This window comes from Curtobacterium sp. Csp1 (assembly GCF_013347185.1).
On the sequence record NZ_CP054594.1, the window covers coordinates 1,951,807 to 1,977,992 of the forward strand.

The 26,186-nt window shown below is 71.3% G+C and carries 21 protein-coding genes; 11 read left to right on the forward strand and 10 right to left on the reverse strand.

Translation table 11 applies throughout. The annotated features are described in order from the left end of the window. Positions 1–15 precede the first annotated feature (15 nt). The 4 genes from HUN58_RS09355 to HUN58_RS09370 all read right to left on the reverse strand — a co-directional run bounded on the left by HUN58_RS09355 (position 16) and on the right by HUN58_RS09370 (position 6,442). On the reverse strand, positions 16–1,410 hold the full coding sequence (locus HUN58_RS09355) for an MFS transporter (RefSeq protein ID WP_114850294.1): 1,395 nt from the start codon (positions 1,408–1,410) through the stop codon (positions 16–18). A 182-nt stretch (positions 1,411–1,592) separates the two neighbouring features. After that, positions 1,593–1,871, reverse strand: coding sequence for a twin-arginine translocase TatA/TatE family subunit (gene tatA, locus HUN58_RS09360; RefSeq protein ID WP_058740778.1), 279 nt, complete (start codon positions 1,869–1,871; stop codon positions 1,593–1,595). 237 nt (positions 1,872–2,108) lie between these two features. Next, positions 2,109–3,575 (reverse strand): sugar transferase, encoded by a 1,467-nt coding sequence (locus tag HUN58_RS09365; RefSeq protein ID WP_217488565.1) that lies wholly within the window; start codon positions 3,573–3,575, stop codon positions 2,109–2,111. 101 nt (positions 3,576–3,676) lie between these two features. After that, positions 3,677–6,442 (reverse strand): glycoside hydrolase family 2 protein, encoded by a 2,766-nt coding sequence (locus HUN58_RS09370; RefSeq protein ID WP_217488596.1) that lies wholly within the window; start codon positions 6,440–6,442, stop codon positions 3,677–3,679. A gap of 292 nt (positions 6,443–6,734) precedes the next feature. Between HUN58_RS09370 and HUN58_RS09375 the strand changes: the two genes are divergently transcribed. Both HUN58_RS09375 and HUN58_RS09380 read left to right on the forward strand, forming a co-directional pair. After that, on the forward strand, positions 6,735–7,133 hold the full coding sequence (locus tag HUN58_RS09375) for a pilus assembly protein CpaE (RefSeq protein WP_114850296.1): 399 nt from the start codon (positions 6,735–6,737) through the stop codon (positions 7,131–7,133). A 108-nt stretch (positions 7,134–7,241) separates the two neighbouring features. Then, complete coding sequence (locus tag HUN58_RS09380) at positions 7,242–8,072, forward strand: aldo/keto reductase (protein WP_114850297.1); 831 nt, start codon at positions 7,242–7,244, stop codon at positions 8,070–8,072. A gap of 79 nt (positions 8,073–8,151) precedes the next feature. Here HUN58_RS09380 and HUN58_RS09385 read toward each other — a convergent pair whose 3' ends face one another. The 6 genes from HUN58_RS09385 to dnaK all read right to left on the reverse strand — a co-directional run bounded on the left by HUN58_RS09385 (position 8,152) and on the right by dnaK (position 14,600). Then, a complete protein-coding gene (locus HUN58_RS09385) occupies positions 8,152–9,300 on the reverse strand; it encodes a class I SAM-dependent methyltransferase (RefSeq protein WP_180225733.1) in 1,149 nt (382 codons plus the stop codon). A gap of 513 nt (positions 9,301–9,813) precedes the next feature. After that, on the reverse strand, positions 9,814–10,242 hold the full coding sequence (locus HUN58_RS09390; RefSeq protein ID WP_180225734.1) for a hypothetical protein: 429 nt from the start codon (positions 10,240–10,242) through the stop codon (positions 9,814–9,816). Between the two features lie 196 nt (positions 10,243–10,438). After that, entirely contained in the window at positions 10,439–10,849 is a 411-nt protein-coding gene (locus tag HUN58_RS09395) for a MerR family transcriptional regulator (protein ID WP_114850433.1), read from the reverse strand. Positions 10,850–11,032: 183 nt separating this feature from the next. Continuing rightward, positions 11,033–12,043, reverse strand: coding sequence for a DnaJ C-terminal domain-containing protein (locus HUN58_RS09400; protein WP_114850301.1), 1,011 nt, complete (start codon positions 12,041–12,043; stop codon positions 11,033–11,035). A 38-nt stretch (positions 12,044–12,081) separates the two neighbouring features. Beyond that, a complete protein-coding gene (locus tag HUN58_RS09405; RefSeq protein WP_114850302.1) occupies positions 12,082–12,729 on the reverse strand; it encodes a nucleotide exchange factor GrpE in 648 nt (215 codons plus the stop codon). A gap of 2 nt (positions 12,730–12,731) precedes the next feature. Next, positions 12,732–14,600, reverse strand: a complete 1,869-nt coding sequence (gene dnaK, locus HUN58_RS09410) for a molecular chaperone DnaK (protein WP_114850303.1) — start codon at positions 14,598–14,600, stop codon at positions 12,732–12,734. A gap of 351 nt (positions 14,601–14,951) precedes the next feature. Between dnaK and HUN58_RS09415 the strand changes: the two genes are divergently transcribed. The 9 genes from HUN58_RS09415 to HUN58_RS09455 all read left to right on the forward strand — a co-directional run bounded on the left by HUN58_RS09415 (position 14,952) and on the right by HUN58_RS09455 (position 26,186). Then, on the forward strand, positions 14,952–17,771 hold the full coding sequence (locus tag HUN58_RS09415; RefSeq protein ID WP_180225735.1) for a hypothetical protein: 2,820 nt from the start codon (positions 14,952–14,954) through the stop codon (positions 17,769–17,771). A gap of 107 nt (positions 17,772–17,878) precedes the next feature. Then, positions 17,879–18,325, forward strand: a complete 447-nt coding sequence (locus tag HUN58_RS09420; RefSeq protein WP_114850305.1) for a hypothetical protein — start codon at positions 17,879–17,881, stop codon at positions 18,323–18,325. A 53-nt stretch (positions 18,326–18,378) separates the two neighbouring features. Then, positions 18,379–19,827, forward strand: a complete 1,449-nt coding sequence (locus HUN58_RS09425) for a polysaccharide biosynthesis tyrosine autokinase (protein ID WP_180225736.1) — start codon at positions 18,379–18,381, stop codon at positions 19,825–19,827. Then, on the forward strand, positions 19,824–20,903 hold the full coding sequence (locus tag HUN58_RS09430) for a glycosyltransferase (protein WP_180225737.1): 1,080 nt from the start codon (positions 19,824–19,826) through the stop codon (positions 20,901–20,903). The genes HUN58_RS09425 and HUN58_RS09430 overlap by 4 nt, the downstream gene beginning before the upstream one ends. A 27-nt stretch (positions 20,904–20,930) precedes the next feature. Beyond that, positions 20,931–22,151: an oligosaccharide flippase family protein gene (locus HUN58_RS09435; RefSeq protein ID WP_180225738.1), complete on the forward strand. Its 1,221-nt coding sequence runs from the start codon at positions 20,931–20,933 to the stop codon at positions 22,149–22,151. Further along, positions 22,148–23,458 carry an O-antigen ligase family protein gene (locus HUN58_RS09440; RefSeq protein WP_180225739.1) on the forward strand — a complete coding sequence of 437 codons (1,311 nt, stop codon included), beginning with the start codon at positions 22,148–22,150 and terminating at the stop codon, positions 23,456–23,458. Before HUN58_RS09435 ends, HUN58_RS09440 begins: the two co-directional genes overlap by 4 nt. Continuing rightward, a complete protein-coding gene (locus HUN58_RS09445; RefSeq protein WP_114850310.1) occupies positions 23,448–24,347 on the forward strand; it encodes a glycosyltransferase in 900 nt (299 codons plus the stop codon). The genes HUN58_RS09440 and HUN58_RS09445 overlap by 11 nt, the downstream gene beginning before the upstream one ends. Further along, on the forward strand, positions 24,344–25,285 hold the full coding sequence (locus HUN58_RS09450; RefSeq protein ID WP_167509984.1) for a glycosyltransferase family 2 protein: 942 nt from the start codon (positions 24,344–24,346) through the stop codon (positions 25,283–25,285). Before HUN58_RS09445 ends, HUN58_RS09450 begins: the two co-directional genes overlap by 4 nt. A gap of 49 nt (positions 25,286–25,334) precedes the next feature. Next, positions 25,335–26,186: an ankyrin repeat domain-containing protein gene (locus tag HUN58_RS09455; protein WP_167509983.1), complete on the forward strand. Its 852-nt coding sequence runs from the start codon at positions 25,335–25,337 to the stop codon at positions 26,184–26,186.

Consider the following 26,186-nt stretch of genomic DNA (forward strand, 5'->3'; position numbering starts at 1 on the left):
CCTACTCGACTCAACTCATGTGCGCGCGGGATCATTCCGGATCCCGACCGCGCTGACGACGGCGCCGGCGGCGAGCAGGCACGCCATCACGACCGCGGCGCGGTGGAACCCGGCGGTGTTCATCCCACCACCGAGGACGACCCCGGCGAGCGCCACCGTCACCAGGCTGGCGATCCGCGCGAGGGCGTTGTTCACGGCCGACCCGACGCCGGCCCCGGACTCCGGGACCGACCCGAGCACCGCACTGGTCAGGGGCGTCACCATCGTGGCGATCCCGACCCCCACGAGCACCAGGCCCGGGAGCACCGACCACCAGTACGCCCGCGGGTCCTGACCGGCGGCGATCATGAGGAGCGCACCGACGGCGGCGACCGCGGGGCCGGCCGCCATGAACCACCGCGGGCCGTAGCGTCCGGCCAGGACTCCGACGGTGGAGGACAGCAGCAGGAGCAGCAGGGTCGGGGGCAGCGTCGCGAGGCCGGCGAGCCAGGCCGGGAAGCCCCAGACCTCCTGGACGAAGAGCGTCACGACGAAGCCGACCATGCCGAGCGCGCCGTAGACGGACAGCGTCGCCGCGTTGCCGACCGAGAAGTTCCGCGCCCGGAAGAGTTCGAGCGGCACGAGCGGCACCCGACCGGCCCGGGTGACGTGTCGCTCCCACGGGACGAACGCCAGCAGGGACGCGGCACCGACCACCAGGGCCACGACGACCACGGGGGCGGTCCAGCCGAGGCGCTCCTGCTCGATCAGCCCGAGCACCGCCCCGCCGACGCCGAGCACCGCGAGCACCGCACCCGTGACGTCGATCCGCGGCCGGTGTGCCGGGTGCACGTCGCCGGTGATCCGGGTCACGAGCACGATCGTGACGACGATCGGCGCCGTTGTGAGCACGAAGATCCACCGCCAGCCGATCCCGTCGACGATGAGCCCGCCGACCAGCGGACCGAGGATCATCGCCGCGCTCGACCAGCCGGTCCACGTCCCGATCGCCTTCGTCTGCGCCGACCCCCGGAACGCCGCGACGATGAGCGCGAGCGAGCTCGGGGTGACGAGGGCGCCGCCGACGCCCTGCAGCGCGCGGGCGACGATGAGCACCGCCCCGGTGGGGGCGACGGCGCACACCACCGATGCGACCCCGAAGACGACGAGTCCCCACCTGACGATGCGGACCCGTCCGAACGCGTCGGAGAGCGACCCCGCGACGAGGATCAACGACCCGAGCGTCACCAAGTAGGCGTCGACGACCCACTGCTGCACGACGAGCCCGCCGCCGAGGTCCTGGCGGATCACGGGGAGCGCCACGTTCACGACGCTCGTGTCGAGACCCACCACGAACGAGGCGAGGATCGCGACGACGAGCACGGTGCGCCGGTCGTCCCGCAGGGGTGCCGTGGCGGCCGGGGCGCTCATCGGCCCATCATCCTCCGCCGGCGATGCGGGCGCTCCGACCGGCTCCAAGGCGCGCGACGCGAGCTGTCCCGCGCCGCAGCCGGACGGACCCCGGCAACGCCGAAGCCCCCGCGACCGGTGGTCGCGGGGGCTGCCGACAGGACGGGGCTGGGTCCTGGATCCGTGGGGGAACCGGCGGTGCGTTACTGCCGGCTGTCCGAGTTCGGCTGCACCGAGGGGCCGGGGTTGACCACTGGCTGTGCGGGAGCGGCCGACTGCGCCGTGCCCGTGGTGGTGTCCGGCGCGACGGTGGTGACCGTCGTGTCGTCCTTGCCCTTCTTGTCGTCACCCATCTCCTTCTTGAAGATGTTGATCGACTGACCGAGGCCCTTGGCGAGTGCCGGGAGCTTGGTCGCACCGAACAGCAGGATGATGATGCCGAGGATGATCAGCAGGTGCACCCCGCCGAGGCCTTGCAACATGGTGACTCCTTGGATCGAGTTCTGGTCGCCGCTGGTTCCGAGTCGCCGTCGACACGTCGGGCGGAAGTCCGTGGTGCGTCCATGCTAACCCGCACGCTCCCGGAAGCACAGGCGAGCGCCGGAACCGTCACCGTTCGCACAGGCAGACGCCGCACGGCAGCACCCCCGGAGGCCGTTGCTCTCCGGGGGTGCGCCGTTCCGGTCGCGGGTCAAGGCACGGCCGGGGTCGGTGGGCGGCTAGTAGGCGCCGCGGGAACGCAGCACGGACGGGATCGTCCGCGCGAGGATGACGACGTCGTGCAGGAACGACCAGTTCTCGACGTAGTGCAGGTCGAGCCGGACGCCCTCGGCCCAGTCCAGGTCGGAGCGACCGCTGACCTGCCAGAGCCCGGTGATGCCCGGGGTCACGAGCAGGCGGCGATCCGCGAAGTCCCGGTAGACGGCGACCTCGCGCGGGAGCGCCGGACGTGGCCCCACCAGGCTCATCGTGCCGGTCAGGACGTTCCAGAGCTGCGGGAGCTCGTCGAGCGACGTCCGGCGGAGGAACGCGCCGACGCGGGTCACCCGCGGGTCGGCCTGCATCTTGAACAGGGGACCTGCGCCCTGGTTGTACTGCGCGAGGTCGGCGACGCGCGATTCGGCGTCGACGCACATCGTCCGGAACTTCAGGATCGGGAACTCCTGCCCGCCGCGGCCCACGCGCGCCTGCCGGAACAGCACCGGCCCGCCGTCGTCGAGCCGGATCGCCGCCGCGACGACGGCGAACACCGGCGCGAGGAGCACGAGTCCGAGCGTCGCCGCGACGACGTCGAGGACCCGCTTGCCCGCGCGGCGCCGGTAGTCCGGGAGTTCGACGTGCATGAGCGGCAGACCGTCCACGGGGCGCTCGTGCACCCGGCCGGCGGCGATGTCCGCGAGCGGCGACGACACCACGAGCTCGACCCCGCGCTCCTCGAGCTCCCACCCGAGCCGCCGGAGCCGCTCGTGACCACCCCGCACGGCACCCGCGACGACCACGGCCGCGACGCCGGTCGACGCCGCGAGGTCGAGCACCCGGTCGAGCCCGCCGAGCACGGGCAGCCGGACCCCGTCGAGGTCGACGAGGCCGTCCGGGGCCGGGCAGTCCGTGACGACCCCACCGACGCGGTACCCGGCTGCCGGCGTCACGACGATCCGTCGCCCGACGTAGCGGACGTCGTCCAGGTCGCCGACGAGCAGGACGTCCTGCAGCCGCCGACCCCGGGCACGCTGCCCCGCGAGCACGGTGCGGACGGCCTTCCGTCCGAGTGCGAGCAGCACGAGACCGACGGGGAACGCGATCGCGACGTAGCCGCGGGCGAGGTCGAGTCGGACGGCGTACGCGACGATCGCGACCGCGGCGCCGGTGAGCAGGCTCGCCGTGAGGAGCCGGCGGTACTCGTCACCGCCGACCCCGACGATCCGCGGGTGCCGCGTGCGGAAGACCGACAGCATCGTCATCCAGAGCACGACGATGCAGGGCGCGACGAGGAACTCGGTCCACCCCGGCGCGGTGTGCACCGGTGGCACCTCCCAGGGGAAGCGGAGCAGGTGCGCCGTCGTGAAGGCGACGGTGAGCAGGACGAGGTCGAGTGTCGCGAGCACGACCGAGAGGCCGGCCGCAGGGCGTCGAGGCGCGGGAGACGCGGCCTCCGTCGAGTGGATCTGGCGCACTGCGAGCGACATCGACGGCCTTCCGGTTCCGGGGAGGGACCGGTCGGGAGCCGATCCCGCGCCCGTCGGCCGACGGAACGCGGGATCAGTATATCAGAGCAGTGTGCAGTATTTCAGAGGTGTTCGTCGAGTGAGCTCAGCACGAAGGGCTCGCCGAGCCGCCGGACGTCGGCGTCGGTCAGCCCGCGGAGCCGGAAGTCGACCCGCTCCCCCGGCAGCAGCGTCATGAACCCGCGGTCGACGGTGCCGGTCGGGGCGAGCCGGTCGGGCTGGACGAGCAGGTCCCGCACGAGGGAGTCCGCCTCGACGACCAGGTCGTGGCCGTCCCCGTCCGCCGCCGGCGTCACCGTGGTCCGGTACCGCGCCGGCTCCCAGCGCACGTCCTTGTCCGGGGTGGCCGTCCACACCGCGCGCCGCCAGTCCATGTCCGCCACGACGAGCTCGCGCGTCGGGTCGTCGAGGACACCGACCGACTCGGGCAGGGCGACGACCGCGACCCCGGCCTCGGACAGGCGGACGGGGAGCGTCACCTCGGCGAGGATCGTGCCCGCGACCGTCACCCGGCGGACGCGCACGACGCTGTCCCGGCCGGCGCGTGCCGACCGCACGGCGACCTCGACGGGCGACTGCCCGAAGGCGCCTGGTGACACCCCGAGGGACAGCGTGTCGGACAGGGTGACCAACTCGGCCGTCCCACCGGCGGCAGCCGACGGGACGTCGTGTTCCGCGCCTCCAGGCTGGTCGTCAGGAGCCGGACGTGACCCGTCGGTCGGACCCGACGCGTCGGCTTGATCAGACCCGTCGGCCTGATCGGGCCCGCCGACGACCCCGACGTCGCCGGGCGCAGCGGCACCAGCCGCCACGGACCCGCGGGTCACCGGCCGGATCGTCAGCAGGACGTCGTCGTACAGGCGACGCAGCTCGTGCGCGAGCGGCTTCAGCCGCCCCGCCGAGTCGACCGCCGACCACGACGACACCGGCCACAGGTCGTTGAGCTGCCACAGCACGACACCTGTGTTGCGCGGCCAGTGCGTGCGCCAGTGCTCGACGCCCGTCGCGACCGCCCGCGCCTGTTGCAGCTGCGTCAGGTAGTGCCAGCGGTCGAACTCCGACGGGTCCACGGAGCCGAACCGCGGCGCGATCCCGCGGGCGAGCTTCGCCATCCCGTCGTCGGCCTTCTGGTGGTGCACGACGCCCGGCGCGTCGACGCGGAGCGGCTCGTCGGTGACGGCGTCCCGCAGGGTGCGCCACGCGGGCGGCGCCTGCCAGCCGAACTCCGACACGAAGCGCGGCACCGAGTCGCGGTAGTGCTCGTCGGACAGCCGGTTCCAGACGTCCCACGAGTGGTGGGTCTCGTGGTCGACGTCGTTCGCGAACAGGCTCTCGGACCCGGACCACGGCGACGCGACCGTGTAGAAGCGCGACGGGTCGACCGCGTCGACGATCGTCGGCAGCAGGTCGAGGTAGTAGTCGAGCCCCCAGCCGCGGTCGCCGAGTACGTCGGCCCAGCCGTCGACGTCGTGCAGCCAGATGTTCTCGTTGTTGCCGTTCCAGAGCACGAGCGACGGGTGACCGGAGAGCCGCGCGACGTTGTCCCGTGCCTCGGCGACGACCTCGCTGCGGATCGGCTCGATCTCCGGGTACGCCGCGCAGGCGAACGCGAAGTCCTGCCACACGAGCAGCCCGAGTTCGTCGCACACGTCGTAGAACTCGTCGGACTCGTAGACCCCGCCGCCCCAGACGCGGACGAGGTTCACGCCGAGGTCCGCCGCGACGCGCAGCCGCTCGGACACCCGGACACGGTCTACCCGCGACACGATCACGTCGTCGGGGATCCAGTTCACGCCGCGGACGTCGACCACGGCGCCGTTCACGACCACGTCGAACGGCTTGCCCACGGCGTCGTCGGTGGTGTCGATGCGCGCCGAACGGAAGCCGGTCTTCGCCGTGTGCCGGTCCAGGACCTCGCCGTCGACCGTCTGCAGCTCGACGGTGACGTCGTACCGCGGTTGCGCGCCGTACCCCCTCGGCCACCAGCGGAGCGCGTCCGGCACCCGCACGGTCACCACGGTCTCGTCGTCCTTCGGGGTCAGCTGCGCCCGGGACCGCTGTCGGGTCGTCCCGCCGTCGACCGTGGGGCCGGCGACCGTGACCACGAGCACCAGGTCGTCGTCCTCGCCGTCCTGGTCGAGGTCGTTCATCCCCGAGCGCTCGACCCGGACGTGCGCGTCGAGGACCCCCTCCCCCGCCTCGACGTCGACGAGGGGCTGGACCTCGGCCAGTCGGGCCGTCGACCACCGCTCGATCGCGACCGGGCGCCACGGCCCGCTCGTGACGGCGGTGAGCCCCCAGTCCCAGCCGAAGTTCGACGCCTGCTTGCGGACGTACGGGAACGGCTCGTCGTACGGGCCGGGCATCGCACCGGCGCGCGCGGCGACGCGGCCGGCCTCGCGGTAGGCCGACTCGAACAGCAGCTCGAGCTCGCGCCGCCCCGTCGGACCGGGGACGTCGTTGAGGTCGAAGCGGTAGCGCCGGTGCATGTTCCGCGTGGTGCCGAGGACGACACCGTCCAGGCTCAGCTCGGCGACGGTGTCCAGGCCGTCGCACACCAGGTCGACGCGCTCGAACCCACGCGGGTCGACGTCGACGTGCCGCCGGTAGGCCCAGTCGGCGCGGCCGACCCAGGCGGAGGCGTCCTCGTTGCGGTCGAACGTCGGGTCGGCGATCACGCCCTCGCGCTCGAGGTCGGTGTGCACCTGCCCGGGGACAGTCGCCGGGAGCGCGCGACCGACGAGGTCGGCGGGTGCCCCGCTCGGCACCTGGTCCCCCGCGATCGCCACGGTCCAGTCGTCACGGAGTTCCTCGCGCTCGAGGGTCATGCGGGTCCTTCTCTGGGCGGACTGGGTCGGGGCTGACGGGACCGGGCGCGGCTCGTGCCGCCACGGTGGTCCTGACACCGGCCGGCGGTCGTGCCCGTGGCCGGTGGGACCGGACGGGAGGCACGACACCGGTCGCCCAGGCGTCGTCGCATCTGCGCACGCGGGCGTCGTGACGACCGCGTGCGCAGGGGTGCTCCGCGATGCTAGTACGCCCGACTCGGTGCGCCCCAGGGGTGGGGACGGATTCCGCGTCGCCGGGCGCGTGACACCGGCTCCGTGGCAGGGTGGACCGGTGATCACCGTCGAGCTCGCCCGGTCCCTCCGCGACGCCGGACTCCGCTGGCACCCGACCACCGGAGACCGCTTCGTCATCGACAAGCCGGGCGTCGACGACGACGTCTACACGGTGTCCGAGATGACCGTCGAGCGGCACGACTACCCGAGCGGCACCGTGCTCGGCTTCAACGGCACGACCGAGTGGGCGCTCGACTCGGTCGAGGCGTCCGAGTCGCTCTGGCTGCCGCGCGAGGACCAGCTCCGCGAGCTCCTCGGCCCGGCCTTCGTCTCGCTCAGCGCGGGCTTCGCGGTGACGGCGACGATCGACGGCGCCGACCGGGAGTTCCCCGCTCCGGACGCGGCACGGGCCTACGCGGAGGCGCTGCTCGCCTACATCACCGCGTCGCTCGCCTAGCCGGGTCGCCCCGTCGCGGCCTCGCTGGCGGGGCGCCCCCGGTCGGGGGACGCGCCCGTCTGGACGTTCCCGGGAAGCGCGCTGGGGGCCGTTTGGTTGCATGTCGTCATGACCGTTCCGAACATCACGCTCAACGACGGAAAGACCATCCCCCAGCTCGGCTTCGGGGTGTTCCAGATCGAGCCGGAGAACACCAAGGAAGCCACCCTCACCGCCCTCGAGGTCGGCTACCGCCACATCGACACCGCCGAGATGTACGGCAACGAGAAGGAGGTCGGCGAGGCCATCGCCGAGTCCGGTATCGACCGCTCGGAGATCTTCGTCACCTCGAAGCTCAACAACGGGTTCCACGACCCGGATGCGGCGCTCGAGAACGGCAAGAAGTCGGCCGACCTGCTCGGCGGCTACACCGACCTGTTCCTCATCCACTGGCCGCTGCCCACGGTGTCGGACTTCGTGCCGACCTGGCAGGCGATGGAGGAGCTCTACCGCGGCGGCACCGCCCGCTCGATCGGTGTCTCGAACTTCCAGACCCACCACCTCAACCGTCTCGCCTCCGAGACCACGATCACCCCGGCCGTGAACCAGATCGAGGTGCACCCGTACCTCGTCCAGGACGAGCTCCGCGCGTACGGCCGCGAGCACGGCATCGCGACCGAGGCCTGGTCCCCGATCGCCCAGGGCCTCGTGCTCGACGACGAGACCATCACCCGGATCGCCGGCAACACCGGCAAGACCCCGGCGCAGGTCGTCCTCCGCTGGCACATCCAGCGCGGTGACATCGTCTTCCCGAAGTCGGTCACCCGCTCGCGCGTCGAGGAGAACTTCGCGATCTTCGACTTCGAGCTCTCCGACGACGACATGACGGCGATCACCTCGCTCGACAAGGGACACCGCACCGGGCCGGACCCGGACACGTTCGACTACGTCCCGGCCTGACGGCCGCCGGTCGCCCAGGGCGACCCACACGACGACGGGAGGCCCGTGGCGCACGCAGCCACCGGCCTCCCGTCGCGCGTCAGGACCGCCGTGAGGCGGTGACCGTGAACTTGGCGGTCCGCACGACCTGCCGCGTCGGCCCGACCGACCGCTCCAGGAGCGGCCGGTACCGCAGGTGCGAGTTCCAGACGCACCACAGTTCACCGCCGGACTGGAGGATCGTGGCCGCGTTCCGGAACATCGCCTCGGCCGCGTCGGTGCTCACCGTCGTGCCCTCGTGGAAGGGCGGGTTGCAGAGCACGAGCTGCGCCGCGCCCTCGTCGAGCTCGTCGCCCGCATCCGACCGCACGACCGCGACCCGGTCGGCCACGCCGTTCGCCGCCGCCGTCGCCCGCGTCGACGCGACCGCGATCGACGAGACGTCCGTCGCGACCACGCGGACCCGCGGCCGGCGCCGCGCGATCGCGGTCGCGATGACGCCGTTGCCGCAGCCCAGGTCGACCACCGTCCGCGCCGTCGGGACCGCCTGGTCGGCGACGTCGAGCAGCACCCGGGTGCCCTGGTCGAGCGACGTGCCCGCGAAGACCCCGCCGTGTGCGACGAGCGTCATGCCGAGCTCGTCCACGTGCACCGCGCGCGGCCACGGGTTCGTCGTGTCCGCCCGCACGGCGGCGGCGCGCAGGGGATCCTGTGCGACGAGGAGCCGGGACTTCCCCCGCCCACGTGACGGGGTGACCTCGCCGAAGTACCGGCGGAGGACGTCGTTCTGGGACAGCGTCATGTGCTTCGTGACCCCGCCGCACAGCAGCACCACGTCCGGGGCGGCCCAGCGTGCGACGGCACGGGCGAGCTCGTCCAGTCGGTCGTTCGACTTCGAGAGCCGGAGCAGCACGAGCCGGACGTCACGGAAGGCCTGCTCGGCGGTCTCGGCGTGCCGGAAGCCGCGCAGCCCGAACGTGCCGGCGGCGGCCTGGAGCGCCCGGACCCCGGCGAGGGAGTCCTGCACGACCCGGACGTCCGAGGCACCGTGCAGTGTGATCAGCCCGAGGGTGAGCACCCCGGCCCGGTCGTCCACGACGGCGACCTCGCCGGGCTGCCGGACCGCGTCGCCGTGCACGTGCGGCGCCTCGTCGAGCAGGAACCGGTCGGTGCCGTCGATGGTCACCAGGTCCGGTCCCCCGTCGCCGGGGTCTCGCCGGAACTGGTCGGCGAAGTCAGACACGCGCATCCGGTCAGCGTACTGAGCGACGCCTGCGACCGGCACGCCGACGCTTTCGTACCTGAGATGTCCACGGCTGGCCCTCGCCCCCCGCCCGCGCGATCGCGCCCTGCACCCCGCTCGACGGCACCGTGCGGTCCGCGCTCGGGAGTCGCGTCGGAGCACTGCTCGACACCGTCCGGCTCGGCGAGTGGGATGCCGTGACCGATGCGGCTGCCCCGGTCCACCGCAGTTCCATCGCGTCGTGCACGAACCCCGTGCTCTGCTCACGGCTCCGAGGGTCCGTCGACGCCCTGACCTTCCGACTCCGCCACGAGGACTTGCCGATCGCACTGCCGTGGGAACGGATCGTCGCACTGCAGCTCGCGGTCGAGGGCGGCGACGGTCGGCTTGCGGAGCGAGCCCTCCGATCGATGCCCCTGCGCCCCGATCCCGACCACGCGCCTGGGTGAGGACGCACTCGCGCCGGACGTCACCGCCATGTCCACGCACTCGGCGCCTGCACCGACTTGGACACCAGGGTCATCGCGTGCTGGTGACCGTGTGCGTCGGGAAGTCCGCGTCCTCGATCGTCGCGGTGATGGTCGTCGAGCTCACCGTCACCTCAGCGCTGTGGTTCAGGAACTCCGGCTCGTCCCCGTAGGCATCCGCCTCGATGCGCTCGGGTCGCTGCGCCAGGCGCGTGCCGGGCGAGAAGGACACCGCCGGGCCGCCGTCCGCAGTGAACTGGTACTCGATCGACTGCCCGGCTGGAGCCCACAGGAGCGGCTCCTTCCCCCATCGTCCGGATGCCGACACAGCCGTCCCCTGACGCTCACCGCTCAGCCTCCAGGCGCCGCGTTCGATCTCGATGCGGTACCGGTCACCGCCGTAGTAGGACAGTGCGGGGTCCACGCCGTCGTCGACCGAGCGACGCGCTTCCCACCCGTCCCACTCACGTCGCAGGACCACGTCCCGACCAGTGCCGTGAGGACCGGTCCGGTCCGAGCAGTCGACGCCGCGCAGCCGCCCACTCCGAGGACGACCATCGATGCCGCGACGAGCGCGATCCCTTCCCGAACCACCGAACCACGTCCGCGCAAGCGGATGGCCTCCGTTCCGATCAGCGTGAACAGATCGCTCACACTGATACTCTCCGTACGGAAGATCACGACATCGGGCGCCAGAGCACGATCTGCGTGTTCCGCTGCGGTCGCGCCCCGGCGCGGAGTGACACCGCGGCCCCCGTGGTCGTCGCGGCGAACACGCGCGCGCCCGGGCGGTTGATGAGCTGATCCGCGAGGGCCGTCTCGAGCTCACGGACGCGCTCCCGCAGCGCCTTGTTCTCGTTCTCCAACTCGAGCACGCGGCGGATGCCCTCGAGCGAGACGCCCTCGGACCCCAGGCGTGCGATCTCCCGCAGCTGCACGACGTCCCGCATCGAGTAGCGGCGCGATCCGCCGCGGGTCCGGCCGGGCACGACCAGGCCGAGCCGGTCGTACTGCCGCAGCGTCTGCGGGTGCATCTCGGCGAGTTCCGCCGCCGTCGCGATCGCGAAGACGGGCGAGTTCTCGTCCATGTCGGTCACGGCCTCTTCCTCTCCGTCGTCCGCGTGGTGCAGGACCAGCCTGGAGGCCCGGTGCGGCTTCCTGACGGAGCCGCACCGGGCCTCTCCCCACCGGCACGGCCGACCCGCCGCTTCGCGACGGGCCGGCACCGGCAGCGTGGGCCCCGGCCGGTTCGTTGCTGTGGTCGCGCAGCGTCAGCTGCGCGCCTTGGCGAGGAGGTCCTCGCGAGGGTCCTCGTCGGGTAGTGCCGCGCGGAGGGCCTCGACGGCCTCGCGCTGCTTGTCCGACAGGTGCGACGGCACCGCGACCTGCACGGTCGCGAGCAGGTCACCGGTCCCGCTCTTCGTCGCGACCCCGCGTCCCTTGACGCGCAGGACACGACCAGAGGGCGTGCCGGGCGCGACGCGGAGCTTGACGGGCTCGCCGCCGAGCGTCGGGACCTGGATCGTCGCGCCGAGCGCCGCCTCGGCGAACGTCACCGGCACGTCGACCCGCAGGTTGAGCCCGTCGCGCTCGAAGACCGGGTGCTTCCGGACGGAGACGCTGACGACCAGGTCGCCGTCGTCACCCCCGTCCGGACTCGGCTCGCCGCGGCCGCGCAGGCGGATCTTCTGTCCGTCGGCGACGCCGGCGGGGATCCGGACGTTCACCGGCTTGCCGTTGCCCTGCGAGAGCTTGACGGTGTCACCGGCGATCGCAGTGGTGAAGTCGAGCGTCGTCGACGCGGTGACGTCCCGGCCCTTGGTCGGACCGCCGAAGCCGCGGAAGCCGCCGGACGACTGCCCGAAGCCCCCGCCGCCGCCGCCGCCGAACATCCCACCGAGGATGTCCTCGAAGCCACCGGCACCACCGCGACCTCCGCCCTGACCGAAGCGCACGCGCTGCCCGCCCTGTTGGCCGAACATGCCGCCGAAGACGTCCTCGAACCCGCCCTGGGCGCCCGGGCCACCCGCCGTGAAGCGGGCGCCCGAGCCCATGGCGCGGACCTGGTCGTACTCGGCGCGCTGTTCCTTGTCGGAGAGCACCGAGTACGCCTCGCTGATCTCCTTGAAGCGGGACTCGGCCGCGGCGTCCCCCGGGTTGGAGTCCGGGTGGTACTGCCGGGCGAGCTTGCGGTAGGTCTTCTTCAGCTCAGCGTCGCTCGCCGTCTTGTCGACGCCGAGGACCTTGTAGAAGTCCTTGTCGAACCAGTCCTGACTGGCCATCGAGCCCTACCTTCCGTTCCTGGTCGTGACGAGCCTGCTCAGGCCGGGACCGCGACGGCGACCTTGGCCGCACGCAGGACGCGGTCGCCGAGCTTGTAGCCCGGCTCCACGACGTCCGCGACGGTCTGGTCGGTCGCACCCGGCGTGGGCAGCTGCACGATCGCCTCGTGCACCTTCGGGTCGAAGGTCTCGCCCTTCTCGCCGATCTGCACGAGCCCGAACTTGTCGAAACCGCCGCGGATCTTCTGCCCGATGACCTGCATCGGACCGTCCGCGAGGTCCCCGTGCGCCTCGGCACGGGTCAGGTCGTCCAGGGCCGGGAGCAGGGCGCGGACGACCTCGGCGATGACGGCGTCGCGGTTCGCCTCGCGGTCGCGCTCGACGCGCTTCCGGAAGTTCACCAGCTCGGCCTGTGCGCGGAGCATGTCGGCACGCATGTCGGCGACGAGGTCGCGGTCCGCCTGGGAGAGCTTGTCCTCTTCGATGCCGCGCGCGGCGTCGTCCAGGAGCGCCTGGTCCTCCGGGGAGAGGTCCGACTGGGGGCCGCCAGCGGCGGGGCCGTCGGTGGGCACTTCCACGTCCGGCCCCTCCGCCTCGATGAGGTCCTCGGGCTCCTGCGCGTTGGTGGCGTCGCCCTCGACCTGGGGCTCGGCGTCCTCGGGCACGTTGTCCTTGGGATCCGTCATCGTTACTTCTTGTCCTTGTCGTCCTCGTCGTCCACGACCTCGGCGTCGACGATGTCCTCGTCGTCCTGCTGCGCCTGGCCGTCGGCGGTCGGCTGCTCGCCACCGGCCGCGGCACCCGCGTCCTGCTGGCTGTAGATGGCCTGGCCGAGCTTGCCCTGCGACTCGTTGAGCTTGTCGTAGGCGGTCTTGACCGCGTCGTCGTCCTCACCCGCGAGGGCGGACTTCAGCGCGTCGACGTCGGCCTGCACCTCGGACTTGACGTCCGCGGGGAGCTTCTCGTCGTTCTCCTTGATGAGCTTCTCGATCGAGTAGACGAGCTGCTCCGCCTGGTTGCGACGCTCGTTGGCCTCACGGCGGGCCTTGTCCTCGGCCGCGTGCTCCTCGGCCTCGCGGACCATGCGCTCGATGTCCTCCTTCGGCAGCGACGAGCCGCCGGAGATGACCATCGACTGCTCCTTGCCGGTGCCCTTGTCCTTCGCGGACACGTGCACGATGCCGTTGGCGTCGATGTCGAACGTGACCTCGACCTGCGGGACGCCACGGGGAGCCGGCGCGATGCCGGTCAGTTCGAACGTGCCGAGCGGCTTGTTGTCCCGGGTGAACTCGCGCTCGCCCTGGAAGACCTGGATCGCGACGGAGGGCTGGTTGTCGTCAGCGGTCGTGAAGGTCTCGCTGCGCTTGGTCGGGATCGCGGTGTTGCGGTCGATGAGCTTCGTCATCAGGCCGCCCTTGGTCTCGATGCCGAGCGACAGCGGCGTGACGTCGATGAGCAGGACGTCCTTGCGCTCACCCTTCAGCACACCGGCCTGCAGTGCGGCGCCGACGGCGACCACCTCGTCCGGGTTGACGCCCTGGTTCGGCTGCTTGCCACCGGTCAGCGACTTGACGACCTCGGCCACGGCGGGCATGCGGGTCGAGCCGCCGACCAGCACCACGTGCGCGATGTCGTTGACCGACACGCCCGCTTCCTTGATGACGTCGTTGAAGGGCTTCTTCGTGCGGTCGAGCAGGTCGGAGGTCATCTGCTCGAACTGGGCGCGCGAGATGGTCTCGTCGAGGTTGAGCGGGCCGTCGGCCGTCAGCGTCAGGTACGGGAGCTGGATGTTCGCCGACATCTGCGACGACAGTTCCTTCTTCGCCTGCTCGGCGGCTTCCTTCAGACGCTGCTTGGCGATCTTGTCCGTGGACAGGTCGACGCCGTGCTCGTCCTTGAACTTCTTGACCAGGTGGTCGACGATGCGCTGGTCCCAGTCGTCACCGCCCAGGCGGTTGTCGCCCGAGGTCGCGCGGACCTGGATCGTGGAGAAGTCGTCGTCCTTGCCCACCTCGAGCAGGGAGACGTCGAACGTGCCGCCACCGAGGTCGAAGACCAGGATGAGCTCGTCTTCCTTGCCCTTGTCGAGGCCGTAGGCCAGCGCGGCCGCGGTCGGCTCGTTGATGATGCGCAGGACGTTGAGCCCGGCGATCTCACCGGCGTCCTTCGTGGCCTGACGCTCGGCGTCGTTGAAGTACGCCGGGACGGTGATCACCGCGTCCGTGACGTCTTCACCGAGGTACTGCTCGGCGTCGCGCTTAAGCTTGCCGAGCGTGCGGGCCGAGATCTCCTGCGGCGTGTAGCTCTTGCCGTCGATGTCGACCTTCCAGTCGGTACCGATGTGGCGCTTGACGCTCGCGATGGTGCGGTCGACGTTCGTGACGGCCTGACGCTTGGCGGTCTCGCCGACCAGCACCTCGCCGTCCTTGGTGAAGGCGACGATCGACGGCGTGGTGCGGAGCCCCTCGGCGTTCGCGATGACCGTGGGCTCACCGCCCTCGAGCACGCTGACGACCGAGTTGGTGGTTCCGAGGTCGATGCCTACTGCACGTCCCATGGTGTGGTGCTCCTTCTGTCGGGTGCGTGGTTGCGGAAGTCTGCGGACTTGCGTCCGATGGACTCAACTCTACACCTGAGTCCTGTGGACGCAAGGCCGAGCAGCGACACTTCCGTCGAGCCCGTCCCCCTCGCAGTCATGGCGATGTCCCGAGCAGGAGGGAGCACCGGGGACGCACATCACGAAGGCCGCGACGGGACCGCGAGCAGGGCAACCCCGGACGCTCGACGAGGGCGACGGGGCACGCGAGCGCCGCCGACTTCGCCACCATCACTGTACATTTGATATGTTTATATCTCTCCGTCCCGTGCTGGTGCCATGCACGGGACCACTACCGAAAGGGCATGACGCATGACCAGCAAGAAGTCACGGGTCGGGCGGGCGGTCAGCGCCTCGGCGCTCGCCATCGCGACGCTCGCCTCCGGACTCTCGTTCGGGGCCGCTTCCGCTTCGGCCACCACGGCCCCCCAGACGGGAGCCACGTTCCAGCTCATCCACAAGATGAGCGCGAGCCAGTGGGTGGCCGTCAAGCAGAACGGGCAGTACGGGTCGTTCTCGTCCGAAGCGGCCGCCAAGTCCGGCGCAGGGACGTGGACGGCGTACAAGTACGCCAGCGGGACGTTCGCCATTCGCGGTGCCGGGAACACCTGCCTGCTGGCCAACAACCTCGCCCCGACCCCGTCGCTCTACAGCAGCCAGGGTGACAGCTGCCTCGATTCCCCGTCAGGCGTCTTCGCCTGGACCTTCAAGGACAACAACTTCTACAGCCCGAAGTTCAACAAGTACATGTCCTGGGACCGCGAGGACCAGGGCCATCGCACGCAGTTCTGGCTCCGGGACACGAGCGCCTACCGCTTCGACACCATGCCGATCGATCCGGCGTCGCCGGTTCCCCCTGCGGCGAACGGCGGCATCCAAGCCGATTCCTCCCCCACGACGTCGCTCGTGCGCAACCAGCCGACACCGGTGCCGTTCGCGGTCCGGTCCGTTGCCTGGTACAACACAGCCAACCTCAACATCCGACTGACCGCCCCGGCAGGGGCGAGGTTCGACGCGAATCAGACGGTTCCCGGTCAGTACCATCGCAGCGGCAGCACCACGTGGCTGGACTCAGTCGGCTTGACGTTGTCCGACGTGACCGTGTCGACCGATGGCAAGACGTTGACGGGCACGTTCAAGAACGTGCCCGACTTCGCGCAGTTCGACGGCTACGGGATGCGATGGCTGCCGAAGGTGATCGCATCGAACGACACCCTCGCCGGCGAAGGCTCGATGGGGTACAAGATCACCGGCAGCACCGCTGCTGGCACCGTGTCGGTCGACAGCACGAGCCCGACGACCGTTCCCGGTCTCGCCGGTGGCGGCGTCGTGAGCGATGTGTCCAGCGGCGTCCGACTCGAGCGAGGCACTGCGACCGACGTCCCGTTCGCAGTGAAGTCCACCAACCAGTACAGCGCAGCCAAGTTCGAGGTGACCCTGGCGGCTCCCAGCCACAGCACCTTCGCGGCGGACCAGACGGTTGCCGGCCAGTTCCACTACGTCGATGAGGACTGGCAGGGCGCGTCGAGCCTGAACCTGACCGATGTCAGCGTGTCATCGGATGGGAAGAGCCTGACGGGAACCTTCGACAGCGCGAACTCCAGCGGGTTCGGTCAGAACGCCGGCATGGGTCTCCGCTGGATCGCGAAGGTGATCGCTGACAGCGATGCGGCTGCAGGCAACGGCTCCATGAACTACTCCATCAACGGCTCCACGAGCCTCGGGCCGGTGTCGCTGAACTCGTTCACCGCGACCACGATCGAGGCGCCGGCCGTCACGACTCCGACGGCGACCGTGACGTTCGACCAGGACGTGACGAAGAAGGCCACCGTCTCGGGCACCGGGGCGAAGGGTGCCGTGATCACGATCAAGAACGGCACCGACCCCATCGCCAGCGCGACGGTCGGCGATGACGGCACCTGGTCCACCCAGATCGACCCGATCGGACCTGGCTCCCACGAGCTGACGATCGAGCAGACCGGCATCGAGGGCACCCAGACCACGAGCGCGACGGCCGACTTCGGTGCCGCCGTCACCGCCAACGCCCCCACCGCCACCGTCGACTCCACCCTCGCGACGGTCACCGGCCGCGGCGAGCCCGGCGCGACGATCACCCTGCGGGACGACACCGGCACGACCCACACGACCACCACCGATGCAGACGGCAACTGGAGCATCCAGGGCAACTTCCGCCCCGACACCAACCGGGTCACGGTCACCGCGCAGTCGAAGGGTGCCCTGGAGACCACCGTCGCAGCTGAGCTCGACATCAATGTCAGCAACCGGCCCCTCGTGATCACCAGCCCCACCCAGGACGACGCGAAGGCCGACCGGATCACCGCAGGAAAGGTCACCTTCACCGGCACCGCGACGCCGTTCTCCACCGTCCAGCTGCGCACCTGGCCCGAGATCGGCCGCATCCTGTTCACCACCTACGCTGACGAGAACGGCAACTGGTCCGCCACCGGCGAGCTCGCCTCGAGCTACTACGAACTCGCCGGCAAGGAGACCGCGATCGGCGGCTACGTCGACGACATCCGCATGTTCGCCTTCTCGACCGTCGCGTTCCAGGACACCGTCATCACCAGCCCCACCGCCCAGGACGTGATCCTCGGCGGCACGGACCCCGGCGTGGTCTTCGCCGGGACCGCCACCCCCGGCGCGACCGTCGAGATCTGGACCTGGATCAACCCCCGAGGTCGCCTGGTCGCCACGGCCAAGGCCGACGGCTTCGGCAACTGGAAGACCAAGCCCGGCTCCCTCGCCGCCGACACGACCTACAAGCTCAAGGCCGAACAGATCGCCCTGAACGGCAAGACCACCGTCACCGAACTCGGCGACCTGCAGACCGAGAGCTTCCACGCCGTCGACCAGATCGAACGCGACCAGAACGGCTCCGTCACGGACTGGACCCTCCGTGCGACCCCCGGCGCGACCGTCGAGATCTGGACCGGCCCGAAGACCGCCACCTGGGCTCGCAAGATCGGCTCCGGCACCGCTGACGACCTCGGCAAGGTCGCGATCGACGGTACCTACCTTGCGCCCGGCAACGCCTACATGACCAAGATCTACCAGACGACCCCCACCAAGGAAGAGGTCACCGACTACAACTTCACGACCGACCCCGCCTGACGCTCGTCCCACCCCACCCGGAGGGCCCTCGCTCCCAGCGAGGGCCCTCCGGCATTTCGACTCGCAACTGCGATGAAATACTGATATCCTGTGTATAGGAGGAAACCATGATCCGTACTCGTTCCATCATCACCACCATCGCTGCAATCGCCCTGCTCGGTACCCTCACCGGGTGTTCCGGCGCCGATCACACCGACGGCTCCAGCCCGACGCCCACGAAGTCCGAAGCGCCCGCGGCGCTCTCCGAGGGATCGGCTCCCCCGAAGACCGGCGTCTGCGACAACGGGCAGCTGACCGTGATCGCCGAGGACCTCACGGACAACGCCCTGACACTCGACGATCCGTGCGACACCGTCGCCCTGCTGACCAACGGCGCTCAGGTCACGATCGACTTCGACGTCGACATGCTGATCATCGAGGGCGCTGACAACACCATCCGGGCGAAGACCGTCGGCAAGAGCCTCGCCACCAACAGCGGCAACACCGTCGAGTTCCGCGGCTCAGCGCCGGAGAAGGTCAACGGATCCGACACGACCACGTACACCGCGCGCTGACCCGCACCGCGACCCGACCGCGCTCGCTCCACCGACCGACAGGACCGATCACCATGCAGTTCCCCGAACTCCTCCGCCTCGTTCGCCGGGGTTGGGTCACGCTCCTCGCGACGACCCTCGTCGGCGTCGCAGTCGGGGCAGTCGCCTTCCTCACCACCACCCCGGTGTACGAGGCGAAGGCGCAGTTGTTCGTCGCCGTGAAGTCCGTCGACGAGGGCAGCGCGGTCGAGGTCGTGCAGGGCAGCAGCGCCGCGCAACTCAAGGTCAAGTCCTACGTCGGGGTCATCACGAGTTCGCGTGTCCTCACGCCCGTGATCGACGACCTCGACCTGAAGACCTCGCCCGCGGCCCTGGCAGGTCACGTCAAGGCATCCACACCGACGAACACCGTCCTGATCGACCTCGTGGTCGCCGACACCGATCCGAGCCGTGCCGCGCAGATCGCGAACTCCATCTCGAAGAACTTCGCCTCGGTGATCTCGAACGGCATCGAGGCCCCGACCACGGGGGGCTCGAGCCCCGTGTCGATCGACGTCCTCGAGCCGGCCACCGTCCCCACCGCCCCGTCGGACCCGAAGCTCGCGGTCACCCTCGGGCTCTCGGTCGTGCTCGGCTCCGCGGCGGGGCTCGGCCTGCTGCTCGCTCGACGCGCGCTCGACACGCGGATCCACTCGAAGGCCGACCTCGAGGCGATCACCGACGTGCCGGTCATCGGCACGATCGGTCTCGCACCGGACATCGACCGGCACCCGCTCGTCGTGCACAGCAAGCCGAAGGGCCCGATCGCCGAGTCCTTCCGGACGCTCCGCACGAACCTGCAGTTCGTCGACATCGGCGCGAGCGAGCGGAGCTTCGTCATCACGAGCGCCGTCCCCAGCGAGGGCAAGTCCACGACGGCGGCCAACCTCGCCGTCGCGATCGCCGAGACCGGCGCGTCCGTCGTGCTCGTGGACGGCGATCTGCGGCGACCGCGGGGCGCGGAACTCATGGGGATCGAGGGAGCAGCGGGGCTGACCGACGTCCTCATCGGTGCCGCAGAACTCGACGACCTGCTCCAGCCGTGGGGGAACAACGGACTCCAGGTACTGCCCGCCGGCGCCATCCCGCCCAACCCGAGCGAGCTCCTCGGCTCCGTCGGCATGCAGGCGCTCCTCGCCGAGCTCACCGGGCGCTTCGACGTCGTCCTCGTGGATGCACCGCCGCTGCTCCCGGTGACCGACGCCGCCGTGATCAGTCGCTCGACCCGAGGCGTCATCGTCGTCAGTGGATCGAAGCGGGCCACGCGCGCTCAGTTCGCCGAGGCGATCGAGCTCCTCGAGACGATCGGGAGCCGTGTCCTCGGGCTCGTGGCGACCCTCGTGCCGTCACAAGAAGTGCAGGGCTACGGCAGCTACGGCGCCTACGCCGCGTACTACGGGACCACCGCGAGCGCCGCGCCGCTCCCGAACCGCCCGACCGCTCGCCGGTCGCGGTCGGAGACATCGGGACCGTCGCCCGCATGACCCGTCGCCGAGACGCGGCCCACGGCCCGAGGAGCATCCGGCCGCGCATCGTCGTGCACCGAGCGGTCGACCCGCAGTACCCCCGTTCGCAGCGGATCATCGCGGACCTCCGTCGGCGCGGAGCAGACGTCGAGGTGGTCCCGCCGTCGACGACTGGTGGCGTCCTGCGACAGGCGCTCGTCGACGCCGTCCGCCTCGTGCGGGCAACGCGTCGTGGGGACGTCCTGCTGCTCGCCGAGATGCAGCTCAAGTTCACGCCGGTGACCGCAGCCGTCGCTCGGATCCGCGGGGCCCGGCTCGTGGTGGACGGCTTCATCGGTCTGCACGAGACCCACGTCGAGGACTGGCAGGTCACGGCCCCCGGGTCGCCGCGCGCGCTGCGGTACCGACTGCAGGACGCCTTCGCCCGTCGGGTCGCCGACGTCTACCTCGTCGACACCGACGTCCGAGCCACGGCGGTCCGCCGCACAGCACCCCGGACGACCGTCGCGACCCTGCCGGTCGGCGCACCGCGCTGGGCTGCGCACACGCCACCGCGGACCGCCGCCGAGCCGTTGCGGGTCCTGTACTACGGCAACTACATCCCGTTGCACGGAGTCCCGGTCATCGTCCGCGCCCTGGGGCGGGCCGTGTCGCGGCGCGACGTCGTCGCCACCTTCGTCGGCGCCGGTGCCGCCCGTCCGGCGACGGAGCGGGCGGTCGTCGACGTTGGTCTGCAGGACCGCGTGCGCTTCGTCGACCCGGTGTCGACCGACCTCCTCGCGACCGAGATCGCGCGGCACGACGTCGTCCTCGGTGTCTTCGGCACGTCGTCGAAGGCCGCTTCCGTGATCCCGAACAAGGTGTGGCAGGGTCTCGCATCCGGTCGCGTCGTGATCACCCGCCGATCGACGGCACTCGCGGAGATCCGCGACATCGTCGGTGCCCGCCTCGTCGAGGTCCCCGCTGGCGACCCGGTACGACTGGCCGAGGCCATCGAAACGGTCCACCCGACGCCGGACGAGGTCCCCGTGGACGACCGCCTCGAGGCGTACGTCGAGCGGCGCTTCGACGAGTTCTGGGCCAGATTGACCTAATAGTATTTCACATGCTAGGTTTTGGTCGTGCCTTCGAACGCTGCTCTCCGTGAGATCTCGCGCTCTGCGAGCTTCGTCCTCGTGCCGGTCGTGTCCGCGGTCTCCCCGCTCGTGGCGCTCCCCGCGATCGCGGACCAGTACGGTGCCGCGGGGTGGAGTGACGTCGCGATCGGCCTGGCAGCCGGCGGGACCGGTGCCGTCTTCGCAGAGCTCGGCTGGGGCGTCATCGGTCCGCAACGCGTCGCGGGCGATCCCGCTGGTCGTCGCACGCTGTACAGCCGGTCGCTGGCGTCTCGCCTGGTGGCCGTGGCCGTGATCGCCCCGCTCGCGGCCCTCGCGGCCGCGGTGCTCGCGCAGACTGCGCCCGTCGCGGCGTCACTGTGCGCGGTGGCACTCGTGCTCGCGACCCTCACGCCGAGCTGGTACCTCGTCGGCGTGAACCGACCGGAGCTGATCCTGTTGGTCGACAGCCTCCCCCGCGCCGTCTGCGTGCTCGGCGGCGCACTGCTCGTCGCCGGTGGTGGACCGCTCGAGGCCTACGGCTGTGGCCTGTTCATCGCGGCGGTGACCACGGTCGTCCTCGCCGGCACCGTTCCGGGGCTCCCCCACTGGCCGAGCGGTGCCGACTTCCGCGCATCCCTGCGAGTCGTCCTCGACCAGCGCGTCCTGGTGGCCGGTCGCGCCGTCACCGTGTGCACCACGACCGTTCCGACGATCCTGCTCGGCCTGGTCGCCCCGGGCGCGGTCCCGGTCTACGCCGCGGTCGACCGCCCCCTGCGCATGGGGCTGGGGGTCGCGACCGCGGTGCCGACGCGGCTGCAGAGTTGGGTGGGTGCTGCGCTGGAGTCGCAGCGGTCTGCTCGTCTCCGTTCCGCGCTCCTGGTCAACGTCACGCTCGGGGTGGCCAGTGCCGCCGCCGTGCTCGTCGCCATGCCGGTGGCGGTGCCGGTGCTCTTCAGCGGGGAAGTCATCGCCGACAGCGCGGTCGTCGGGTGGGCGGCAGCGCTGGCGCTGCTCGTCTGCTGCAACCGGGGCGGGGGGCTGACGCTCGTCGCACTGGGAGAGGCCAGCTGGATCGCGATCGCCGCCGTGGTCGCGGCCGCGGTCGCCCTACCGAGCATCGCGTTCCTGACACCGTCCTCCGGGGCCGTCGGCACCATGGCGGCCCTGGTGGTGGCCGAAGCGGCGGCGGGCGGCGTGCAGTTCGCCCGCTGCGCACGCCGCTGGCCGCGTGGAGGAACCCGATGACCATCGCCCTCGCAGCCTTCGCCGCAGCGGTCGCCGCCGTGTTCATCCGGCAGTTGTGCCCGCCGCAGGTCGTGCGCGGGTTCCTGATCAGTGCTGCGATCGGGCTCGTCCTCGCCGCCGGCGGGTTCGGCATCCCGGTCGAGATCACCGGTCCGGTGATCGCAGCTGCGGTCGTCCTCTCGACGGCGGCCGCACTCGTCCCCGGGTCGTTCCGAGCCTCTGTCCCGACGAGCTTGACGATCGGTCTGTGGGTCGCCCACGTGACGATCACCCTGGCGCTCGTCTTCCTGGGCGGACTCCGCCCGAGCGCCGCTGTCGAGATCCCGCAGTTCGCCGGCGTCGCCCTGAGCACCGTGCTCGCGGCCGCTCGCTGCACGCCACGCGACGTCCGGTTCGTCCGGCGTGCAGTGGTGTGGTTCGCGGTGATCGAGTCGGTCCTCGCGCTCTTCTTCGTGTTCGTGCTCGGAAGACCTGGCGTCTGGGAGTACGGCGCCGAGACGCCGTCCCCGAACTTCCTGCTCGGGGGCGAGTTCCTGCGCGCCGCCGGCTCGGTGGTGCACCCGCTCCTGCTCGGACTCCTCATCGCGTTCGGCGCCGTCCTCGTGCTGATGGACGAGCGGCTCTCGGGTTGGACGAAGGCCCTCGTCCTGGCGCTCCTGCTCCTCACCCTGGTCGTCACCGGTTCGCGGAGCGTGGTCCTCGCGCTCAGCGCCGCGGTGGTGTGGCTCACGATGACGGCCCAGCGCAGCCGCACCGAACGGGTGCTCCTGCTCGCCGTGGTCGCCGCGGTGGTGGCCGCGGTCGGCAGCGATGACATCGCCCAGGCCGTCGCCGTCCTGCTGGACTCGGGTTCCTACACGAACCGCGCGGAGTCGATCGACTCCGCGCCGGCACTCCTCGGCCGCCCGGTCGTCCAGTCACTGTTCGGTTCGGGGTACGGCTCCGAGCTCGCACTCCGTGAGCTGGGCCACCTCAACCAGAACGGCTTCGAGACCGTCGACAACCAGTACGTGACGACGCTCGCCACACAGGGTGTGCTCGGGCTCGTCGCCCTCGTCGCACTCCTGGCGACCTGGTTCCGGAACGGCGACCGGACCGTCCGCGCGCTGAGCGTCATCGTCGTCGTCGTCTTCTGCTCGTTCGACGCGTTCCGCGCCACGGTGCCGCTCGTCCTGATGCTCTCCCTGCTGACCCCCGGGGCACCGACGACCACGGCTCCCACCGCGCCGGACGCCACCGCGCCGGCCGCCCTCGCCGACGACCGCCCCGTCCGCCACCGATCCAGGAGGACCGTCCGTGCACGCTGACCTCTCCCACGACACCCGCCGTGTGGTGTGCGTCCTCGCGACCCGCGACGGTGGTGATCTCCTGCGCCGTCAGCTCGAGTCGATGGCGGAACAGACCGTGTCGCTGGACGAGCTGGTCGTCCTCGACGACGGTTCCTCGGCCGCCACGCGGCAGGTCATCGCGGCCGCCGCGGACCGTCTCCCCGTCCGGGTCGTCGCCGCGAGCACCCCCGGCGTCCCGGGAGACGCCCTGCTCGCCCGGATCGGACAGAACTTCGCCGCAGCCCTTCGGCACGCACGGATCGGCGCGTCCGACGTCGTGCTCTTCGCGGACCAGGACGACGTGTGGCTCCCTGACCGCATCGAGCGACAGGTTGCGCAGGTCGTCCGCAACGATGCCCTGGCAGTGGCCTCGGACGCGCGACTCATCGATGGTTCCGGCGACCCGCTGCCCGGATTGCTCAGCGACCTCTACCCGCGGCCGGACCGCTTCGCGGACCGCACCCGTGACGCGCAGCTGCACGCCGTGATCCGGACACCGGTCGCGACCGGCGCGGCGATGGCGGTCAGCGGAGCGCTGGTCCGGACGGCACCGTCCGTCCCGACCGGGTGGTTGCACGACCGCTGGTACTCGCTGTGTGCCGCGGCGGCGGGTGCGCTGGTGCTCGACGACGGCCCCGTGATCGAGTACCGGCTGCACGTCGACCAGGCCGTCGGCGCCACCGGGGCGGGGCGGGGCGCTGCGGCTCGACGGCTCGCAGCCTGGCTCCGCGCGCCGGGGAACGCTGGTCGTCGCATCGCGGACCTGCATCGGCTGCGGGCGATCGCCCCACTCGACGTGTCGCGAGCGTTGACCTACCGGAGGCTGTTCGCCGCCGTCGCAGCACCGGCCAAGTGGGGCGCCCGGTGACCGCCGTGCAGCGCGCCGGGATCCTGGTCACCGTCGCGACCTTCCGGCGGCCGGACGGTCTCGTCGCACTCCTCCGGTCGCTCGAGCGGATGGTGGACGCTCCGCCGTTCGACGTGCTCGTCGTGGACAACGACCCGCGGCACAGTGCCACACCTGCGGTCGACGGTGTCCGCGGCGAGCTGGGCTTCCCGGTGCGGCTCGTCGCGGAACCCGCGCCGGGCATCGCCGCCGCGCGCAACGCTGCGCTCCGCGCCGCCGACACGTACCGCTGGGTCTGCTTCGTCGACGACGACGAGGAAGTCGATCCGGGCTGGTTGCTGCGGTTGACGGACGTGCGGCGGCGCTCCGACGCCGACGGTGTGACCGGACCCGTCGAGTTCTCGTTCGCGGTGGACCCGCCACGGTGGGCGCTCCTCGGCAACTTCTTCATCCGTCCGGACTTCGCCGACGGCGCTCCGTGCCCGACTGCGGCGACGAACAACCTGCTGCTGTCCGTCGACGCGTTGCGTGCTCGCGACCTCCGGTTCGACCTCCGCCTGGGGACGACCGGCGGGTCGGACATCATGCTGACCCGGCAGCTCACCAGCAGGGGCGGACGGATCGTCTGGTGCGAGGGTGCCGTCGTCCACGAGACCGTCCCGGCGGCGCGCTGTCGCCCGAGGTGGATCCTCCGGCGGGCCGTCCGCAGCGGCAACACCGAAGCCCTCGTGGCACTCGCGCTCGCGACCAGCGCCCCGGCGCGCTTCGCGGTCCTGCTCGGCGGTCTCGCGCGCATCGTCGTCGGCTCCGGCCGGCTGGTCACTGCGCCGCTGGTCAACCGCCAGCAGCGCGGTGCCGCGGCGCTGCGCACCCTGCTCCGCGGGATCGGGGTCGTGGCAGCGTGGTCGGGCCGGCCGGTCCGCGAGTACGCACGCCCGGTGCCGCAGGAACACCGGTAACGTCGAGACCGTGCGATGGAGTCGAGTGGGCTGGCCCGGGGTCGGGTACGTGTCCCTCGAAGACGTCGAGGGCTACGCCGAACACCTCGCGCGCCTGGTCACCGATGCCCCGCCGTCCGTCGCCGCACTCGCCTCGGTCTCCTGGAACGAGTCCAGGATCGCCGAATGGCAGGTGACCGAGACACCGGGCGGCGACACCGCGGGCATCGACGAGGCCCCCACGAGCTCCGTGCGCGCGGCCGTCGTGGTCCGGACCGACGAGGTCCTCGACACCCCGGACGGCCTGTGGCGCCGGTGGAACCACGCCCGCGTGACGCTCGAGTTCCACCGTGCGGTCCTCGAGCCGGCGGACACGACAGCGCTGGCGGTCCTCGCGGGGGACGTGCAGGTGTCCCGAGGCGAGATCGCGCACGTGGACGCCGACGTGTGGGAGCTCCGGCTGTTGCTCTCCCCCACCGGCGAGCTCGCGGTGCACTTCCGCGACGTGGTGATCGAGGTCCGGCCGGTCGCGGAGTTCGAGTGGGCCGCCCTCGAGGAGCGTCCGGTCCACGGCTGGCACGGCCCGGTGCCGGACGGCTGGCTCGAGTGGGCCGCCCCCGCGGTGCGGGCTGCGGGCCACGGAGACGTCGGCGGGCTGTCACTCGAACTCGACGGCTTCGGGGCGGACCCGGCCGACATCGACGAGGTCGACACCCGATGGGGCTTCGCCCCGCTGCACGCCGCGGCCTGGTTCGACCGTCGCGGCACGACGGAGGCGCTCCTCGAGCGCGGTGCGGACGTCACGCTGCCGGATGCAGCGGGCCGGACCGCCCTGGACATCGCGCGCGAGCGCGGCTCGCGCAAGGCCGAGGAGGCGCTGCTCGCCTGGTTCGACCGGCCCGCTCCGGACGCGACCACCTGA

Excerpts from the sequence above, each read along its gene's own strand:
- HUN58_RS09365 (WP_217488565.1), bottom strand. The coding sequence starts at position 3,575 with ATGTCGCTCGCAGTGCGCCAGATCCACTCGACGGAGGCCGCGTCTCCC.
- HUN58_RS09415 (WP_180225735.1), top strand. The coding sequence starts at position 14,952 with ATGACCAGCAAGAAGTCACGGGTCGGGCGGGCGGTCAGCGCCTCGGCG.
- tatA (WP_058740778.1), bottom strand. The coding sequence starts at position 1,871 with ATGTTGCAAGGCCTCGGCGGGGTGCACCTGCTGATCATCCTCGGCATC.
- HUN58_RS09420 (WP_114850305.1), top strand. The coding sequence starts at position 17,879 with ATGATCCGTACTCGTTCCATCATCACCACCATCGCTGCAATCGCCCTG.
- HUN58_RS09425 (WP_180225736.1), top strand. The coding sequence starts at position 18,379 with ATGCAGTTCCCCGAACTCCTCCGCCTCGTTCGCCGGGGTTGGGTCACG.
- HUN58_RS09355 (WP_114850294.1), bottom strand. The coding sequence starts at position 1,410 with ATGAGCGCCCCGGCCGCCACGGCACCCCTGCGGGACGACCGGCGCACC.
- HUN58_RS09395 (WP_114850433.1), bottom strand. The coding sequence starts at position 10,849 with ATGGACGAGAACTCGCCCGTCTTCGCGATCGCGACGGCGGCGGAACTC.
- HUN58_RS09400 (WP_114850301.1), bottom strand. The coding sequence starts at position 12,043 with ATGGCCAGTCAGGACTGGTTCGACAAGGACTTCTACAAGGTCCTCGGC.
- dnaK (WP_114850303.1), bottom strand. The coding sequence starts at position 14,600 with ATGGGACGTGCAGTAGGCATCGACCTCGGAACCACCAACTCGGTCGTC.
- HUN58_RS09370 (WP_217488596.1), bottom strand. The coding sequence starts at position 6,442 with ATGACCCTCGAGCGCGAGGAACTCCGTGACGACTGGACCGTGGCGATC.
- HUN58_RS09385 (WP_180225733.1), bottom strand. The coding sequence starts at position 9,300 with ATGCGCGTGTCTGACTTCGCCGACCAGTTCCGGCGAGACCCCGGCGAC.
- HUN58_RS09430 (WP_180225737.1), top strand. The coding sequence starts at position 19,824 with ATGACCCGTCGCCGAGACGCGGCCCACGGCCCGAGGAGCATCCGGCCG.
- HUN58_RS09405 (WP_114850302.1), bottom strand. The coding sequence starts at position 12,729 with ATGACGGATCCCAAGGACAACGTGCCCGAGGACGCCGAGCCCCAGGTC.
- HUN58_RS09440 (WP_180225739.1), top strand. The coding sequence starts at position 22,148 with ATGACCATCGCCCTCGCAGCCTTCGCCGCAGCGGTCGCCGCCGTGTTC.
- HUN58_RS09380 (WP_114850297.1), top strand. The coding sequence starts at position 7,242 with ATGACCGTTCCGAACATCACGCTCAACGACGGAAAGACCATCCCCCAG.